General features: G+C 33.4%; 15 protein-coding genes. 5 read left to right on the plus strand and 10 right to left on the minus strand.

Annotated elements, in window-relative coordinates:
- From RM538_RS08900 to alaS, 9 genes are all read right to left on the minus strand, one after another.
- On the minus strand, window positions 1–1,167 hold a 1,167-nt coding region (locus RM538_RS08900; protein WP_311333075.1), incomplete at its 3' end, for a tetratricopeptide repeat protein.
- 85 nt (window positions 1,168–1,252) lie between these two features.
- Window positions 1,253–2,761 carry an MORN repeat-containing protein gene (locus tag RM538_RS08905; protein ID WP_311333076.1) on the minus strand — a complete coding sequence of 503 codons (1,509 nt, stop codon included), beginning with the start codon at window positions 2,759–2,761 and terminating at the stop codon, window positions 1,253–1,255.
- Between the two features lie 96 nt (window positions 2,762–2,857).
- Window positions 2,858–4,267: an MORN repeat-containing protein gene (locus RM538_RS08910; protein ID WP_311333077.1), complete on the minus strand. Its 1,410-nt coding sequence runs from the start codon at window positions 4,265–4,267 to the stop codon at window positions 2,858–2,860.
- 33 nt (window positions 4,268–4,300) lie between these two features.
- Window positions 4,301–4,696 (minus strand): hypothetical protein, encoded by a 396-nt coding sequence (locus RM538_RS08915; RefSeq protein ID WP_311333078.1) that lies wholly within the window; start codon window positions 4,694–4,696, stop codon window positions 4,301–4,303.
- A 135-nt stretch (window positions 4,697–4,831) separates the two neighbouring features.
- A complete protein-coding gene (locus RM538_RS08920) occupies window positions 4,832–5,560 on the minus strand; it encodes a DUF6498-containing protein (RefSeq protein ID WP_311333079.1) in 729 nt (242 codons plus the stop codon).
- Between the two features lie 92 nt (window positions 5,561–5,652).
- Window positions 5,653–7,524: an outer membrane protein assembly factor BamB family protein gene (locus RM538_RS08925; RefSeq protein WP_311333080.1), complete on the minus strand. Its 1,872-nt coding sequence runs from the start codon at window positions 7,522–7,524 to the stop codon at window positions 5,653–5,655.
- Between the two features lie 237 nt (window positions 7,525–7,761).
- Window positions 7,762–8,247, minus strand: a complete 486-nt coding sequence (locus RM538_RS08930) for a DUF6252 domain-containing protein (protein WP_311333081.1) — start codon at window positions 8,245–8,247, stop codon at window positions 7,762–7,764.
- An 82-nt stretch (window positions 8,248–8,329) separates the two neighbouring features.
- Window positions 8,330–9,286, minus strand: coding sequence for a GSCFA domain-containing protein (locus tag RM538_RS08935; protein WP_311333082.1), 957 nt, complete (start codon window positions 9,284–9,286; stop codon window positions 8,330–8,332).
- 2 nt (window positions 9,287–9,288) lie between these two features.
- Window positions 9,289–11,904, minus strand: coding sequence for an alanine--tRNA ligase (gene alaS, locus RM538_RS08940; RefSeq protein WP_311333083.1), 2,616 nt, complete (start codon window positions 11,902–11,904; stop codon window positions 9,289–9,291).
- A gap of 211 nt (window positions 11,905–12,115) precedes the next feature.
- On the opposite strand from alaS, the gene RM538_RS08945 reads away from it, so the two are divergent.
- Genes RM538_RS08945 through RM538_RS08965 form a run of 5 tightly spaced genes read left to right on the plus strand, consistent with a single transcriptional unit; the run spans window position 12,116 to window position 15,260 of the window.
- Complete coding sequence (locus tag RM538_RS08945) at window positions 12,116–13,093, plus strand: M23 family metallopeptidase (RefSeq protein ID WP_311333084.1); 978 nt, start codon at window positions 12,116–12,118, stop codon at window positions 13,091–13,093.
- Complete coding sequence (locus RM538_RS08950; RefSeq protein WP_311333085.1) at window positions 13,093–13,422, plus strand: MerR family transcriptional regulator; 330 nt, start codon at window positions 13,093–13,095, stop codon at window positions 13,420–13,422. Before RM538_RS08945 ends, RM538_RS08950 begins: the two co-directional genes overlap by 1 nt.
- 11 nt (window positions 13,423–13,433) lie before the next feature.
- Window positions 13,434–14,024 (plus strand): LemA family protein, encoded by a 591-nt coding sequence (locus tag RM538_RS08955; protein WP_311333086.1) that lies wholly within the window; start codon window positions 13,434–13,436, stop codon window positions 14,022–14,024.
- A 5-nt stretch (window positions 14,025–14,029) separates the two neighbouring features.
- Window positions 14,030–14,467: a TPM domain-containing protein gene (locus RM538_RS08960; RefSeq protein WP_311333087.1), complete on the plus strand. Its 438-nt coding sequence runs from the start codon at window positions 14,030–14,032 to the stop codon at window positions 14,465–14,467.
- Window position 14,468: 1 nt separating this feature from the next.
- Window positions 14,469–15,260: a TPM domain-containing protein gene (locus RM538_RS08965; protein ID WP_311333088.1), complete on the plus strand. Its 792-nt coding sequence runs from the start codon at window positions 14,469–14,471 to the stop codon at window positions 15,258–15,260.
- A 7-nt stretch (window positions 15,261–15,267) separates the two neighbouring features.
- Here the strand turns inward: RM538_RS08965 and RM538_RS08970 are convergent, their stop codons facing one another.
- A complete protein-coding gene (locus RM538_RS08970; protein WP_311333089.1) occupies window positions 15,268–18,048 on the minus strand; it encodes an outer membrane beta-barrel protein in 2,781 nt (926 codons plus the stop codon).
- Window positions 18,049–18,152: the final 104 nt, after the last annotated feature.

Genomic DNA, 18,152 nt, shown 5'->3' on the forward strand with positions numbered 1-18,152 from the left:
GATTTGAGCTCTTTGCTGTAAAATTTTATTCTCTTTTTCAGATAATTTAAATTTTGTTTCAAGAGTTGCAATACTCTCAGCATTTTTAGAAGAAAAAATACTGTCTTTAGCAGCAAAAGCTTTCTCAAAAAAAGCAGCTCCTTCCTCAGCATTACCAGATTTATAATTTGTTGTTGCAGCAAGTTTATAAAAGTTAAAACTCGCGTTTTCTAGTTCTGGAAATTCATCAATCAATTTTTCACCAGCTTTAATATATGTTGATGCATTTTTTAAATCTTTATTCTCTAAATAAATTTCAAGTAAACTCTCAATATTATCTAGATTTGCTTTTCTATCAATATTAAGTTGGTTTCTTTTCTCTATAGCTTCTTCAAAGGTTAATATTGCTTCTTTATGATTGTTTTTTTGTTTTAAGATATCTCCTTTTATATTAAGAGCAGTAAGATATTCTCTGGTTACTTTTTGTTTTTCAGAAACTATAAGCGACTCTTCAACATACAAAAGAGCATCTTTAAAATTATTTTTTGCTTTTAGAATCTCTGCTATATTATTTAAAGAAATTGGAATTTCATTTTTAAGCCCTTCCTCTCTTCTAATGGTTAGTGCATCTTCATGATATTTTAGAGCTTTTTCATACAAGCCCATTTCTTGATAAATTAGGCCAATATTACTTAATGATGAGGTTAGTTCTTTTCTAATTCCATTTTTTCTATCTTTTTCTAACGAAGAGAAAAAGTATTTTAACGCATCTTCATACTCCTTCTTATTCCAATGATACATCCCAAGATTATTAGTTACATTGGCCTCTACAGTTTTAATGTTATTTTTTGTAGCAATATCAAGTGATTTCTCAAAGTAATATTTTGCAGAGTCTGAGACGCCAGATATATCCATATATATACCATACGTACTATTCATTGCTGCTTCCCAATAAACTATGTTTTTTTGCTGGGCTTCTTTTAGGCCTTTATTAATGTAGTATTGTGCTTTTGGCAAATCATTAAAAACATAATGAAACCCAACTCTATTGAGTATTGCTAATCTAGTAGAATCATCTACTTTTTCGGCAACTATTAGCATGCTATCAATCTGCTGTTGGATTGATTGTTGCGAGACAGAATAAAAAAAAGAGAATGTAAGTACGAAAACGAGGAGAATTTTCTTCATAATTAGTTAGTTAATAACTACTAATTTACATAAATAAGACATGATCTTTTATACCATGTCTTATTTGTGCATTCTATGTGAGTTATTATAGTGACTTTATGAAGTTTCCATTACTCCATTCTCCTACTTTATCATCTGCAAGTGTTTTACCTTGAAGGTACCCTCTACCATGATACTGTCCATTTTTCCAGAAACCTCCATAATAGTCTCCATTTTTAAAGAAAAACCGACCCATACCGTTGTATTGATTTTGTGAATTAAAGCCACCTTCATACTTATCACCATTAGCAAAGGTGTAAATTCCCATTTTTAAGTTTCCATTTTCAAAAAAACCTATATATGTATCTCCATTATCCCACTCGTACTTACCAAATTTATTAGTACAATCACCAATAGTACATCCTTTTGTAACCGCAGAATTATTGAAGAAATTATAGGCTGTTACTAAGCTTCCATTTTTATAAACCCCTCTCTTAAACACCCCGTTTTTAAGTTCTTTCCCTATACCATTTAATTTTCCATTTGAATAATTACCAGAAACTTGTGTTTTTGAGTCTTCAGAAAAATAAACTCCATAACCACTCATTACATCATTATCCCATGCGCCAATATATTTTCCATTTCCGGTCCATACATATACTCCATATCCTTTCTTCTTTCCATTCTCCCAAAACCCTGTATAGCTTCCACCTTCATAAGTTTTTTTACCCCAACCATTATTACAATCACCATAGGCACATCCTGTAACAACCGTATTGTTTCTAGGTTGTCCAGGTTTTTGTACACTACCAGGCTTACGCTCTATGGTTGCCTCCTTATTAGAAATTGTACCATCATAATAATACAAAGTACGCTCTCCATAGAACTTTCCATTATCATTTATCTTTTGAAAATAATTTCCTTTAGAGTCGTACTTAACAGACCCATTACCAGTATTGGTTATTTGTACGCCATTAGAATCATAATACATAGTACTATTAAATGTTTTATTATCTGAAGTGTAGAGCGTAGTTTTATCTACTTTGAGATTATTTCCAATAGTCTGATACTTAAAATCTTGGGTAGAAGACAATGTATTAGCGTTATAGTTATAAGTTTCTCTTTTAATAATTCTGCCTAAATTATCATAGGTAAATTTTTCTTTTAGATTGTTTGTCTTATGATCTATAGATTCTACCCAAAGCCCTTTACTATCATAAATAAATTTAGTCCCACTTCCATCATTATAAACTCTAGAAATTATTTTATCATTATCATATTTAAAATTGCACGTATAACTTGTTCCTCCTTTATAGGTAACAGTTAAAGAGTTTAATCTATTTGAACTATCATAGTTAAAGATTTTTTTACCAGTAATGGCATTATCTTCATTAACTAAATATCCACTTGTATTAAACTCTTGGGTGTCTTCACCCATAAAATCTTTTAGATGCATTTTTTTAATATCTCCTTTATAACCCCAATGTGCTTTAGTATATTTTTCTGGGATTGGATTTAAAGGTGCTTTTTTGAAGTCTACCTTATATTGAGAATAACCAAGTGTCGTGCTTGTTATAAAAATAACTAGTGTTATTAAATTTTTTAAAGTCTTCATAATAGTTTGGTTTTTTACGTATATCAAAAGTGGGAAAACATAAAGCAAAAAAAAATACGGCAGTTGCCGTATTTTCTTCAGAAGTGTATCAAGTAATTATTTCATAGGAGTTACTAAAACGCCATCTTTCCAGATTCCTATTTGCTGTACACCATCCTTATCATGGTAATAACCTTTACCATCATATTTTCCATTTGTCCATCGCCCATTATAGATACTTTTATCTACAAAGCTAAATACTCCCATATTATCAAACTCATTTTGAGCATTAAAGTATCCTTTGTAATTGTCATCGTTGGCAAACACATATTCTCCCATATATAACCTTCCATCTTTAAAGAATCCAACAAAGCTGTCTCCATTTTCCCAAACCATATAACCAAATTTATTTTGGCAGTCTCCACTCACACAACCTGTTTCTTTATTATTTTTAAAAAACTCATAAGCTACTGAAAGCTCTCCGTCTTTATACAACCCTCTTTTCCACTCTTCGTTAGTATAAGTATACCCTAAACCATTTAATTTTCCGTTTTCCCACTCTCCATATTGATATGTCTTATCATCGCCATAGTAAACTCCATATCCGTCCATAGTATCATTTTCCCAATTACCCACATAACGACCAGATCCATCCCATATATAAGCGCCATAACCATTTTTCTTACCATTACTCCAAAAACCATCATAATATCCATTTTCATAGTTATATTTTCCCCATCCGTTTATACAGTCTCCTTTTACACAACCAGAATTGCTTGCGCTAGGTTTTGTATTTACTAAACTAGCATCGTATTTAAGAGCAGGTTTTATTGTATAACTAGCTATAGTATAAAATCCTTTTAAAATATAGGTAGGAGTATTATTTATGTTAACAATTAAGTCGTCCCCACTAGATTTTGTAGTTACTGTAGAGTAGTCTATTGTATTTCCTTCCTTTATAAAAATATATTTAGTCCCTTCAGTTTTTAACCAATAAGAATTATCGTATGTAGCATCTAGCTTATTTACTTGTCCAAAATGCCAATCTGCAGTTGTTCTATAAGCATTTTTAAGAGTATAACTTTCGTTAAGAGCTGGGACAAATTTTATATAGTCGTTCTTTACTCTTACAAAGTCTCCAGATTCATAATTATCATTTATGTAAGACGCAACTCTATACCTGTTAGACAAAACAAAATCCTTTGGTAAGTTTTCATAAATTTTAACAACATTCCCCGTTGTTCCTACTGAAGTATTGTGTGCATCTGGTAAAAGATATACTTTTCTAGAGCTTTTATCTAGATAGGGTATTGAGTCTGAATTTAACCTACTTAATTTTTGAACATTTGTAAGTTTAGTTCCATTTTCATTGGTAAGCTCATAGTTTGCAACACCTACTTTTTTCCATTTTAGGGTTCCAGATACAGGTGTAGTATTTGTTGGCTTATTTACAACAGGAGGTGCTGGAACTTGTCCCATTGTATTACTAAATATAGCAAGACAGAATATTAATAATAGTACTCTCATAATGTAAGTTTTTCGTGTTATTTTTTTATTGAATTACTCTTCAAATTCTGAAGCTCCTTCAATAGGTATTGTTTTTAAAGTAGTAAATGTGTTATCGCATAATTGATAGTTTAAAGGTGCTCCATCAAAAACTTCTTTAGATAATAAAAATCCTAATGCTTTGAAGCTCATTTCCATACTCTCATCATTCTCTAAACCTTTCTGGATAACCATTCTAAAATTATAAACACTATCCTTAGTTATTTGGACAGATTTTGGTGTACCATCTGTAAATTCTATTTCTTCAAGATAGGCACCAACTTGGTCTGCCTTTTCTTGTAACACATTGTCTTTATAATAAATTTCTGTTCCGTCGTATACCACTTTGTCTCCATAATTAGAGCAAGAAAGTAGAAAAAGAGTAAATACTAATACTAGTAAATTTTTCATAATGAGGTATTTAAGTTAGTTGTAAAATTAAATTATAGTCCCGTGTAAAAACATAGGGCAATTGTCGTATTCTTATTATTTACTATAAATGTACACTATGGAGAGACACAAAACATCCCTTTATTCTGGTATTTTTCATTCTGAATATTTCTGGTATTCTTCTTTCATTTTTAAATAATGCTCATAAGAATTAGAATGTTTTTTAACGAAAGATTCAAAGGGTTTTGAATCTTTTCTAATTGAAACTATAGACAAGTCAATAATGAGTCTAAAGCCTATTAATAATATGGCAGCTGCCATATCTGCGGCAGTAAGCACAAAAAAGAAACCAGCTAAAATCACAACAAATTGTTGTATAAAAATTCTACCGTAAGGTTTAAACAGTAAAGACGAAGGCTTGTAATCTTGATACTTTTTATGAATTAAAAAGTTATTGTAAAAGTAGCTTAGATTGGTAATGAAAAGTGAAGCAACAATAATTTGTATTCCTTCTTGAGATAGCAAATAACTGTAGTTTTCAATTAAATTAAATCCGCTTTTAATTTCTGGAATTTTACTATCAAAAAAGCTAAAAGCAAAAATGGATTGTATGGCTACAAACATTCCATAATGAATCATAAAGAATGGTATTATACCATATCCCGAAACACCATTTTGGTTTTCTGAAGAATCTGACTTACCATACTTTACACATAACCAAAGTTTAATAACATGAAGTATCCCAATGATTATTGTTTCAAGAAAATAGGCAAAAACTATAGTTAGTGCATCTGCTTTATCTAGCAATAATAATACAATTAAGAACGCAGCATTTACCCAAATTAAGTAATTATATTTTGTAAAAGAAAAAATGTTCTGTACCATAATTTTATAATTTATAGAGCCCCAATTATGGGGCTCTATAGGGCTATAAACTCCTCAACTTATAACCAACGTAAATAACTTGGTTAGTTAATTTACTTCTTTAAATCGTATGCAAAAATTGAATTGTTATCTGCTTGATAGTATAAAATCCCTCCAAAGTCGTCTACCTCATATACTGGCTTTTTATCTTTCAATATTATTTCTTTTTCTTTTGCACCAGTATCCTTATTTAATTTAACAAGACCTACTCCTTCATCTAATTTTGTTAAAATAAATTGAGCATCTTGAGTAGCAGCTGTTGCTTTAAATCGTTTAAGCATCTCTGCAACAGAAGCACCACTTGCAGCTGCCATACCATCACCTAGATCTGCGTAACGTTGTCCTCTATCTGTATACTGTCCTAGTTTATTTCTATTTTGGTTTGCTGCATTATAAGACGCTACTGCAGTAGCAGCCGTTGCAACCGCTGTAACACCAGCTATAATCGCTCCTAAAGCACTTTTACCTGGCGCTCTATAATACTCATGCCAATTCTTACTTCCCTCCCAATCTAATAACATCATATTTTGGTCACTAGTAAGTAAGATACCTCCATCGCGTACCTCAACTCCAGTTGGATCTTCTTTACCGTCAAATTTTGACTCTGCAAGAGTAGATACATCACCAGAATTAGCATCGATAGAAAACAACTCATCATCTGCACTAATTAAGTATCTACTATTTTTACTATCATAAGCAGAGCTTACTGCATTTGCACGTTTGTATTTTAATGGTTTTTTCCAAACTTGATCACCAGTCTTTAAGTCTACAATATTTGCATCTGAAGAAGTAATATAAATTAATCCTTGAGGTGTTTCGGCCATTGTTAAAATATTCTCTCCCGTTTTTAAAGGCTTCTTAAATAGTGTTTTTCCGTCGTAAGAAACCTTATTGATTCCCCCTTGTTGTATTCCGAAGAGAATCCCATCTTCCATAATATAAAAATGCTGTACGTACCCTTTTGTCTTTGGAGCTTTACCCCATAAATCCTCTCCATTAGCGGCTCCTAGCATAGCTATTTTAGACTCAGATTTTCCAGCAAGAATACTTTTTCCTTCATTATATGTATTACTAACTACGGCAAGCCCTTGTGGTAATATCTGGAAGTTTGTTACGATACCTTTTACTTTTGCCTCATCTGTCCAAAGTTCTTGTCCAGCAGTACCTACTTTATAAATCTTAGTATTTGTTTTATTATCATTTACATCAAAAGCATAAATATCTGTTTCACTTTCATTCGCAACCATCCAATTCACATTTTTAATCTTACTTTCCCACAACGTTTCTCCGGTTGGTTTTTTTGCCATAATTCCTTGAGAAGTTGGCACCAATACTTTGTCTTTTAATAATAATGGAGTACCAGTAACCGCAAAATGTTTCATGGAAGTTTTTCCAGGCTCATTTAAGAAGAATGAAAAATCTTCTTTTCCAGTATTTAAATCATAAATAGCTACTCGTTGTGTATTCTTTTCAGCCATATCACCATCTTTTCGTAACCCGCTTACTATTAATTTGTTTTGTGGCATAGCTACGTCTAGTGTAGATACTATTTTCCAATCATTACCTTCAGTACTAAATAAAACTTTACCTGAGATATAGTCTATTACAGTCTTTTTAGATGATAAATTTGCAAAACCTCCTTGTGCAACAATTACATAAGGAGCTGCTGGAACAAAAGTTAACTCTTCTGGTTTTACTCGGCCATATTCAGTAAAGTTGAATAACAGTTCGTTGCTTCCTGGCTTAATACCTACCAACCCATCATTGGTGGCAACAACCATAGTCCCTCCTTGAGTGAGTGTCATGTCGTTTATCTTGGCACCTACATCATATCGCCAATCTGGCGTTTCTGCTTTTTGAGCTTGTACTGCTACTGTTACTAATAAAGTACATACAAGCAATCTAATTGTGTTTGAAATCTTCATAATCGTGGTTTTTAATTTGATATGGTAAAGGTGAAAAATGAATACGCTCATATCAATACGGCAATTGACGTATATTGTTGAAATTCTATGTTTTAAAATTGAAAGAGGTTATACCTTTTAAAAAAGAATCTTGCCTTCGCAGGAATGTAAAAAACCGGAAGAAAGCCATAATGACTCGCTCCCGGCTCCACGTAAAAACCTCAACACTTGAGATTTTTTTTAATGTGGTTAATTAGTTTAATAATCGATATTAAAAGCTCCGTTAGTTACAGTTACTGTATCTGAAGGATCTTCAGCATTAGTTCCTACAAAAGAGAAAGTACCCTTCATATTGCTACCCGTATCCTCAGAGATATTTAACTCACCATCAGAGATAGAAACATAAGCTACTGCAGATCCTTGTGGGTCATTTGGGTCTGTAACTATTCCATAAGAAGCTACATTGCTTGGCGACATATTATACGTTCCAACTCCAGAATATCCATTTATATTAAATTGAATTGTTTCCTGAGCTTTTGGGCCTGTTATAGCCACAACATTACCGTTGTTTAATATCTGAATTTGAGTTAAAGATGGATCTGACTCAAAAGAGTTACCATCTACTGTTGCTGTTAAACTTCCTTCTCCATTACTTGGATTATCCCCTCCATCATCATCACTCTTACAAGCGATAATAGCTAGAGATATGAAGAATAAAAATGTTAGTTTTTTAATTGTTTTCATAATTGTTGGATTTTTATGTATTAGTTATGCTACAAAGATGCCTCACTAATACACGCCCAACAATACGGCAATTGACGTATAATTAAAATTTAATTTTTGGAAATTGAGCTTGTAATCGCTCTATTTTTATCTGAAGGTTTTTCTTGAATGCTTTGTGAGCTTCACTATGCTCGTTAAATGGTTTATGCGATAGTCCTTTTTGAATGGTAGCTACTTCTTGTAGTGTAGTTTCAGTTTCTGAAGCTACCCAGACATTTTTAAATCGCTCCCAGATAATTGTGATTGCTGTTTCATTAGGATGCAACATGTCTTGCTTGTAAAAACGATAGTCACGTAATTCATCGAGCATAATTTCAAAAGAAGGGAAATAGTACAAACCTCTAGATTGTTCTCGAGGAGACAATGTATTATGGATTGCAACCACCAGATGTGCTTTACTCTGTGTGTTTTCAATAAAACCATCTTTAAGGTGACGTACTGGAGATACTGTAAAAATAAAATTCGTTTTACTATTTACTTTTTTTATCTCATTACAAACACCTGTAATAGTATTAGATATGACTTCAACCGGAAGAATTTTTTTATCAAATTCCTTTTGTGGAACCTTATGGCAATTTGCAACTACTGTGTTATCCTGTTTTGTATTATACACCCAAGAAGTACCATAAGTAAAAATAATGTGAGTAGCTTCGGTTATATACTTTAAAAGCAAGTCAAGTTTAGCATTAAGATCGCTTATAAACTTCTCTTTATTATCGCTACTTAACTTAGAATGTATTTCAAAGCAATGCCATTGTTCATTATGATAAAAAACATCTTTTTCAGAAAATTGTTTTTTCTGAAGGGCTCGTTCTATTAAAGTCTTTATTGAAACAGGATTAAAAATAATTCCAAAAGGATTTACTAAACAATCAAACTTGTAGTAACCAAATTTTGTTCCTATATTTTCAGTAAAACAGCTCCCTAATAACAAGACCTTACTAGAATAATCTATTTGATTTTCTTGAGGCGTTAATGGTATTTGAGTTTGTAATTTCAAGCTTAAGAAATATAGTCTTTCACAGCTTCTAGAGCGGTAGTAATACCATCTGGGTTTTTACCTCCCGCTGTTGCAAAAAACGGTTGGCCACCTCCACCACCTTGGATGTGTTTGCCTAATTCACGAACAATTTGCCCGGCATTGAGTTGTTTTTCTTGTGCTAGATCTTTAGAAATATAGCAAGTTAGTAATGCTTTGCCATCATTGTTTGCTCCAAATAAAATAAACAGATTATCTACTTCACCACCTAACTCAAAAGCAAGGTCCTTTAATCCTCCGGCATCTAGCGAAACTTCCTTTGCTAAGAAATTAACTCCATTAATAACCTCAATTTCATTTTTAAGATCTCCTTTAATGTTTTTTGCTTTGTCCTTAAGTAACCCTTCTATCTGTTTTTTTAGTGCTACGTTCTCATCTTGAAGGCTTTGCAATGCTTTTACTGGTTCTTTTGCATTGTTAAGTAGGTCTTTCATTTCAAAATAAGTCCTATTATTCTCATGATAAAAATCTTTTACAGCATCACTAGTAATGGCTTCTATACGTCTTATTCCAGATGCTACAGCGCCTTCAGAAACAATTTTAAAGTGCCAAATATCTCCTGTGTTTTCAACATGAGTTCCTCCGCATAATTCAATAGACTGCCCAAAACGTACTGAGCGTACCGTATCTCCATATTTTTCTCCAAACAATGCCATTGCTCCCTCATCAATAGCTTGTTGCATTGGGATATTTCGTTTCTCTTGTAAAGGAAGTTTTCCGTCAATACGCCTGTTTACAAAGTTTTCTACTTCTCGTAACTCATCTACTGTTACTTTAGAGAAATGAGAGAAGTCAAAGCGCAAGTATTTCGAATGCACAGCACTCCCTTTTTGCTCGACATGAGTTCCTAAAATTTCACGTAGTGCTTGGTGTAATAAATGTGTTGCTGTATGGTTGCATTCCGTTCTAAAACGTTGCTTTGCATCAACAGTAGCTTTAAATTTTTCATTAAGATGCTTAGGTAGGTCTTTTGCAAAATGAACAATTACATTGTTCTCTTTTTTGGTGTCTACAATATATATTACATCTCCATGTGTGTCTTCTAAATATCCTTTATCACCAACTTGGCCTCCACCTTCAGCATAAAAAGGAGTAAGATTAAAAACTAACTGATATAGTTCTCCATCTTTTTTGGAGACTACTTTCCTATAGCGGGTAATTTTTACCTGAGCTTCTAGCATATCATACCCAACAAACTCTTGCTCTTCATCTTCAATTAAAACAGTCCAATCATCAGATTTTAATTCTGATGCTTCTCTACCTCTATCTTGTTGTTGTGCTAGCTTTTCTTGAAATGCAGCTTTATTATAGGTAAATCCTTTTTCTTTTAGAATAAGCTCTGTTAAGTCTTCAGGAAATCCGTAGGTATCTTTTAATTCAAAAACTTTTGCGCCCGCTATTTCTTTTTCAGAAGCAGTAGCAACTATTCTGTCTAAAAGCACTAACCCTTGTTCCAGAGTTCTTAAAAAAGAAGTTTCTTCTTCTTTAATTACATTTTCAATAAGCTGTTTTTGTTCTTTAATCTCGGGAAAAGCAACTCCCATTTTTTTAACTAGTACGTCCACTAGCCTGTATATAAAGGGTTCTTTTTTATCAAGAAAAGTAAAGCCATAACGTACTGCACGACGCAAGATTCTACGTATTACATACCCTGCTCCATTATTACTAGGCAACTGTCCATCTGCAATAGAAAAAGCAACCGCTCTTACGTGGTCTGAAATTACTCTAATGGCAACATCTATTTTCTCTTCTTTGCCATAATCCTTGTCTGTAATAGTTTCAATCTCTCTTATTAAAGGGGTAAAGACATCTGTGTCATAATTTGAAGTCACTCCTTGTAAAACCATACATAAGCGCTCAAACCCCATCCCTGTATCAATGTGTTTATTTGGTAAGTTTTCTAAGGAGCCATTTGCTTTACGATTGTATTGCATAAAAACAAGATTCCAAATCTCAACTACTTGTGGATGATCCATATTAACAAGTGACTTCCCGTCTACTTTTGCTTTTTCTTCAGCAGAACGAATGTCCACATGTATCTCACTACAAGGTCCACAAGGTCCTTGATCGCCCATCTCCCAGAAGTTATCTTTTTTGTTTCCTTTTAAAATTCGGTCTTCGGCAATGTATTGCTTCCAGATATCATATGCCTCTGTATCCATCTCCAGATTATCGGCATCGTCGCTCCCTTCAAAAACGGTAACATATAGAATGTCCTTATCTATTTTGTAAACTTCAGTAAGTAGCTCCCATGCCCAAGCAATCGCTTCTTTTTTAAAGTAATCACCAAAACTCCAATTACCAAGCATTTCAAACAAGGTGTGGTGGTATGTATCATACCCAACCTCTTCAAGGTCGTTGTGTTTCCCACTTACGCGTAGACACTTTTGTGAGTCTGAAATACGATTGTTTTTAGGTTGTGCATTTCCCAGGAAATACTCTTTAAAAGGCGCCATCCCAGAGTTAACAAACATTAACGTTGGGTCATCTTTTAAAACCATTGGAGCAGATGGAACAATATCATGCTGTTTTGATTTAAAAAATTCTAAAAATTGAGACCGTACTTCTTGAGATTTCATTCGTATAAAATATTTAATAAATAAGAAGATGGAATGCCTTTAAAATAATCATCTTCAGTATTTTTTATTATAATAAATTAGGCATTTTACAGCAACTATTTAATTCAGAAAAATGCTTAAATAGCTAGGTTAACAAACAATTTCTATCTTTGTGTAACGTTTGTGCATGCAACACTACCTATCAACGAGCAAAAATAAGTTTTTTTAGTTTATGTCTAAGGTTAAATATTACTACGATAGTGAAACGCTCTCTTACCGAAAAATAGAGAAAAAGAAAGGGCGTAAACTTGGAATATTTCTATTAAGTCTAGTAGGAATGCTACTTAGTGGATTTTTATTATTGCTAGTTTATCTTAATTTGCCCTACGTTGAAACTCCTAAAGAAAAGGAACTAAAACGGGAACTTGCTAATATGGAGTTTCAGTTTGAGTTACTGAACAAAAAAATGGAGCAAGCAGAAAATGTACTTGCCGAAGTAGCAGAACGTGATAATAACTTATATCGTGTTTATTTTGAAGCTAACCCAATTCCCGAAGAACAACGTAAAGCAGGTTTTGGTGGAGTAAACAGATATAAAATTTTTGAAGGTTTTGATAATTCTAAGTTAATTACAGAATCTAATAAGCGTCTTGATATATTAACACGCCAAATTGTAGTACAGTCTCGTTCACTAGACGAAATAGCAAACCTAGCCGAAGAAAAAGAAGAATTACTCGCTGCAATACCAGCAATACAACCTGTTAAAAATGAAGATTTAACCCGTATGGCATCTGGATACGGATACAGGACCGACCCATTTACTAAAGCCAGAAAGTTTCATTACGGGATGGATTTTACTGCGCCACGAGGAACGCCGGTATATGCCTCTGGCGATGGCGTTGTAACTAGAGCAGACAATACTGCATCTGGATATGGAAATCATATTCGTATAGATCATGGGTATGGATATGAAAGCTTGTATGCACATTTGTACAAGTACAACGTTCGTTCAGGACAGCGCGTTAAAAGAGGTGACCTAATTGGTTTTGTAGGAAGCACAGGTAGGTCTGAGGCACCACATCTTCATTACGAGATTTTTAAAGATAATGAGCGTATTAACCCAATTAACTTTTACTATGGAAACCTTTCTCCTGAAGAGTTTGCAGATATGCTTGAAAAATCTAAACAAGAAAACCAATCACTTGATTAATGCATATAGAGCTTCCTGAAAAACGATATTATAGTATTGGCGAGGTTGCTGATGCATTTGATGTAAACGCGTCATTAATTCGGTTTTGGGAAAAAGAGTTTGATGTTTTACAGCCAAAAAAGAATGCCAAAGGAAACCGAAAGTTTACTCCTCAAGACATTAAAAATTTAGAGCTTATTTATCACTTAGTAAAGGAGCGTGGTTTTACACTAGAAGGTGCAAAAACACACTTAAAAGAGAATAAACAAAAAACACTTTCTAACTTTGAAATTATTAGCAAATTAGAGACTATAAAAGCAGAGTTACTTAAAATTAAAGACCATCTTTAAACACATATATTATGAAAAAATGGATACCCGTTTTAGCCATCCTTGCTATTGTAATTTTTTGGGGAATAACTAGTTATAATGGCTTAATAAGTAAAGACGAAAACGTTGCATCGCAATGGGGAAATGTTGAAAGTTCTTATCAACGTCGTGCCGATTTAATTCCAAATATTGTAAATACTGCTAAAGGATATGCAGAATTTGAACAAGAAACACTCACCAAGGTTATAGAAGCACGTAGCAAAGCTACATCTGTAACAATAGACCCAACTAACATTACACCGGCTCAATTAGAACAGTTTCAAGAAGTACAATCTGGCTTAAGCTCTGCACTTGCTAGGTTATTAGCAGTATTTGAACGCTATCCAGATTTAAAGGCAAACGAGAATTTTAAAGAGCTCATTAACGAGTTAGAGCGTACCGAAAATAGAATTAATGTAGAACGTAATCGCTATAATGAAGTAGTGAATCCTTATAATACCTCAGTTAGAAGCTTTCCTACGTCTTTAATTGCTGGTATGTTAGGGTTTGAGAAGAAAGCCTATTTTGAAGCTGAAGAAGGAACAGACCAAGCTCCTGAAGTAGAATTTGATTTTGGAAGCTAAACTATATGTCTAAAGTTGAAGACTTTTTAACCCAAGAAGAAGAGCTAGCGGTCGTTGAAGCTATTAGAACTGCCGAAAAAAATACCTCCGGAGAGATACGAGTGCACCTTGAAGCACATACAGATAAAGATGTCTTTGACCGCGCTGCCGAAGTTTTCAATTTTTTACACATGGATAACACCAAACAAAGTAATGGAGTGCTTATCTATGTAGCTGTAGAAGACAGAACGCTTGTAATTCTTGGAGACACAGGAATTAATAACCTAGTACCTACCAATTTTTGGCAAAGCACCAAAGATATTATTATAGGGCATTTCAAAAATGGAGCTATTAAAGATGGATTGGTAGATGGTATTCTCAAAGCTGGTGAGCAATTAAAAAAACACTTTCCATATAGAACAGGAGATACCAACGAACTAAGTGATACCATTTCAGTAGGATAATATGAAACTAAATTTTCAGTACATAAAAATTATACTTCTCTTTTTAGGGATTGTTTTTATTTCTGAAACTGTTAGAGCGCAATATACTATTCCCAAAAAGCCATCAAAAAAAGAGCAGACTTCGTTATATGATGAAATAAATCTTTTATCTACATCACAACAAAATGCTTTAAAAAACAAGTTACTTAACTACGCAGACTCTACCTCAACACAAATTGTGATTGCTATTATAGCTACTACAAAAGGAGAAGATATCTCGTTCTTAGGTGCCAAGTGGGGTCAAAAATGGGGTATTGGACAGGCAGATAAAGACAATGGTATTTTAATCTTACTCGCCAAAGATGACCGTATGGTAGATATTAATACAGGTTATGGTATTGAAACTATTGTAACAGATAGAATGGCAGAGCAGATTATAAACCGAGAGATGATACCCTATTTTAAGTCTGGTGATTATTACTCAGGTTTGGATAAGGGAGCAAATGCTTTAATAGACGCACTAGCAGGCAATTATAAAGAAGATAGATCCTTTAAAAAAGAAGGAGATAGTACAGGTTTTATTATTGCGGTTATTATTTTCTTTATCATAATAATTATTCTAAGAAGTAGAAATGGTGGACGTAATGGAGGTGGCGGAAGTGGTAGTTTGCTAGATGTCATTATTTTAAGTAATATGGGGCGCACAGGAGGTTTTGGCGGCTCAAGTGGCGGCGGGAGCTTTGGAGGAGGTAGTTTTGGAGGAGGCTTCGGTGGCGGAGGCTTTGGCGGCGGCGGTGCATCTGGAGGATGGTAGGTAATTACTAATCAAAAAAGAAACCTCTATTACTCGTTTCTCCTTTTTTACCAAGACTATTAAATTTCCAACTAAAACTTAACATAAAATATTGTTGCAATACTAAACTTTGAGAATCTTGTATAAAGTTTTGAGTAGCGGTCCTTCTAGCATTGTTATTCTGTTTTAAAATATCATACGCTTTAAGAGTAATTGTACCTTTATCTTTTAAAATTGAATAGGCCAATGTACTATTCCAGAACCATACACTCCTTTGAAATACAGAAGCAATATTGGGGTTGTAATTAAAATTAATGTCGTTACGCCACTCCAGCTTTTTTGGTAAAAAAGTAGCAGTTTCAATCCCTAAGTTATGTGTAACAAATTCTACATTATCAAAGGCATCTAGATCAAAAGTATTAATAGAGTAATTAATTCCGTATGAAGGCTCGATTTCAAAAACTTTATCCCATGTAAATGTAAGTCGTAAGTTAGGGTTTAAGGAGTTAGTTTGTGAATTGTATTTTTCACCATCAAAAAAGTTTACAGATTGATTGGTATTAGCTCCTAGTCTCACTCTCCACCTTAGGTTTCTAATGGTATCTAGTTTAATATTTTTACTGTAGCTTCCTGAAACATACCCGTTATAATTTCCATCTACATTTTCAAAAGTAGTAGTTCGTACAAAGTTTTCATCTACTACAGTTTTTGAAGTAGGCCTATCATAACTCACATTAGCACCAATATAAAGGTTAAACCCTGTTCTTTTTTGCCAGTCATATGCGTTAAATCCTGCATACATTCTGTGTTCATTAGAAGGGCGCAAATTAGGATTACCCGTTACAATATTAAGAGGGTCACTTACATCTTGAAAAGGTTGCAGTTGTGTTACACTTGGAGGTGTATTACTAATATTATAGTTTACATACATAGAAACTTTTTTATTAAACCTGTAGTTTCCATATACACGAGCTTCTATGGCATCAAAATCGCGCTCAAAGGTTGTTTCTGGCCTTAGAGCATCTTCATTTTCAAGCGTACGTTTTACATAGGTAGAACTAATATTTATAGATGCTTTTTCACCTCTATATCTAACTCCTAATTTTGGAGAAATCCTGCTATTAGTATATTTAAAATTGGTACTTAAGTCTGAATTAAAAGAAGAATACTCCATTGTATTTTCATCAAAATCAAAAGTACTTTCTATATTTTCTCGAACATCATTACGATAACTAAATTCAGAATACACAAATAACTTTTTGGAAATAATAGGATGTGTATAATTTACGCTTCCATAAAAACTTCTAAAATCTTGTTCGCTATCTGTAAACTGGTCTCTTACTATAGTTTCTGGATTGTCACCAAAGACATTGGTTGTAGATTGTATAAAGTCTTCGCCTTCTTGTTTTTCAAATTCATTTGTCATAGAAACTCGCAAAGAAGCACCATCGCTTCCAAACTTTTTTGTAACATCTAGATTGTTGTTAAAGTTTCTGTTTTCTCCTTCGTCAAACTGTCGTGTATCACTATTGTTTGTAACTGTGTTTTCTTCGTTTAGGGATTCTTCGGTTCTAGAAAAATTACGATTGTTAGTTGTGTATCTAGCAGAAGGCCTAATATTAATTAAAAGTGTACTGTCAATTTTTATGTCAAACTTTGCGTTAATGCTATGATTATCACTATCACTAGTGCTACGTGTGCTGCTATTGGTGAAAAAGCGCCTATCTGGCAAGATGTTTTCACGCTGTGTACTAGTTCTATCCTCGCTACTACCTCCCCCGTAAAAATAATCGGCAGAGACATCTAAGCCTTCGCCAAAATTATCGGCATAATTAGCTCCCGCATTTCTTGAGGTTACTATACCGCTACCTCCACCAAAACTTCGTCCGTCTATATTAAAGGATCCATTACTACTAACCGAAATACTATTAGCTCCTCCAAACATTTTTCTAATCTCTCCAAAACTAAACCCAGACTCATTTACATTATTACCTCCAGCTAATACACTTATGCGTTGGTCGTTATCAAATCTATTAAAAAGACCTGCTCCCATGTAGCGTTCGTCCGTACCGCCACCTGCTGCGACACGTCCAAAAACACCTTTATTGTTTTCTTCTTTTATGGTAAGATTAATGGTTTTATTTTCACCATCACTATCCTCTCCCGCAAAAGCTTCGGCATCCGTTTTAGTATCTGTCACTTGTACTTTTTCAATAATCTCTTTGGTAAGGTTTCGAGTAGTAATGGTAGGGTCATTTCCAAAAAATGGCTTTCCATTTACTAGAATTTTGTTTACTTCTTTCCCATTTACTGTAATTTTTCCTTCGGCATCTACTTCAACTCCCGGAAGCTTTTTTAATAAGTCTTCAACAGTAGCATCTTTTTTAGTTTTAAAAGACTTAACATTAAACTCTAAGGTATCTTTCTTTATAGTAATTGGTGCTCTAGAAGTTAGCACCACCTCATCAAGTGCATTGGCGTCTGGTTTTAATTTAATATTCCCTAAATCTATTTCTTCTTTATCAATTTTTATATTCTGAAAATAGGTCGCTAAACCTACATAAGATATATAAATGTTTAAATTATCGTCATAGGTTTTATCTTCCATAAAAAACCTTCCTTCTTTATCTGAAATTGTGTAGGTAACCAAACTACTATCTTTTACTCTTTCTAAGTAAATAGTGGCAGCTTCTAGAGCTTGGTTTTCAACCTCAGAAATTACAGTTCCCGAAATTTTAAATGATTTGTTTTGTGAAAAGACTGAAACAGAGCATACTACTAGAAGTAGTAGGAATAGTTTATTTTTCATGCAATTTGTTAGTTAGTTTTGATTGATTGAATCTATTTTGTTAACGACTCATACCTGCCATTATTTCAAGAAGCAGTTATAAATAATGCATCAAAAAAGATACC

The sequence above is a fragment of the Patiriisocius hiemis genome (genome assembly GCF_031846325.1).
In the GTDB taxonomy this organism is placed as follows: Bacteria; Bacteroidota; Bacteroidia; order Flavobacteriales; family Flavobacteriaceae; genus Patiriisocius_A; species Patiriisocius_A hiemis.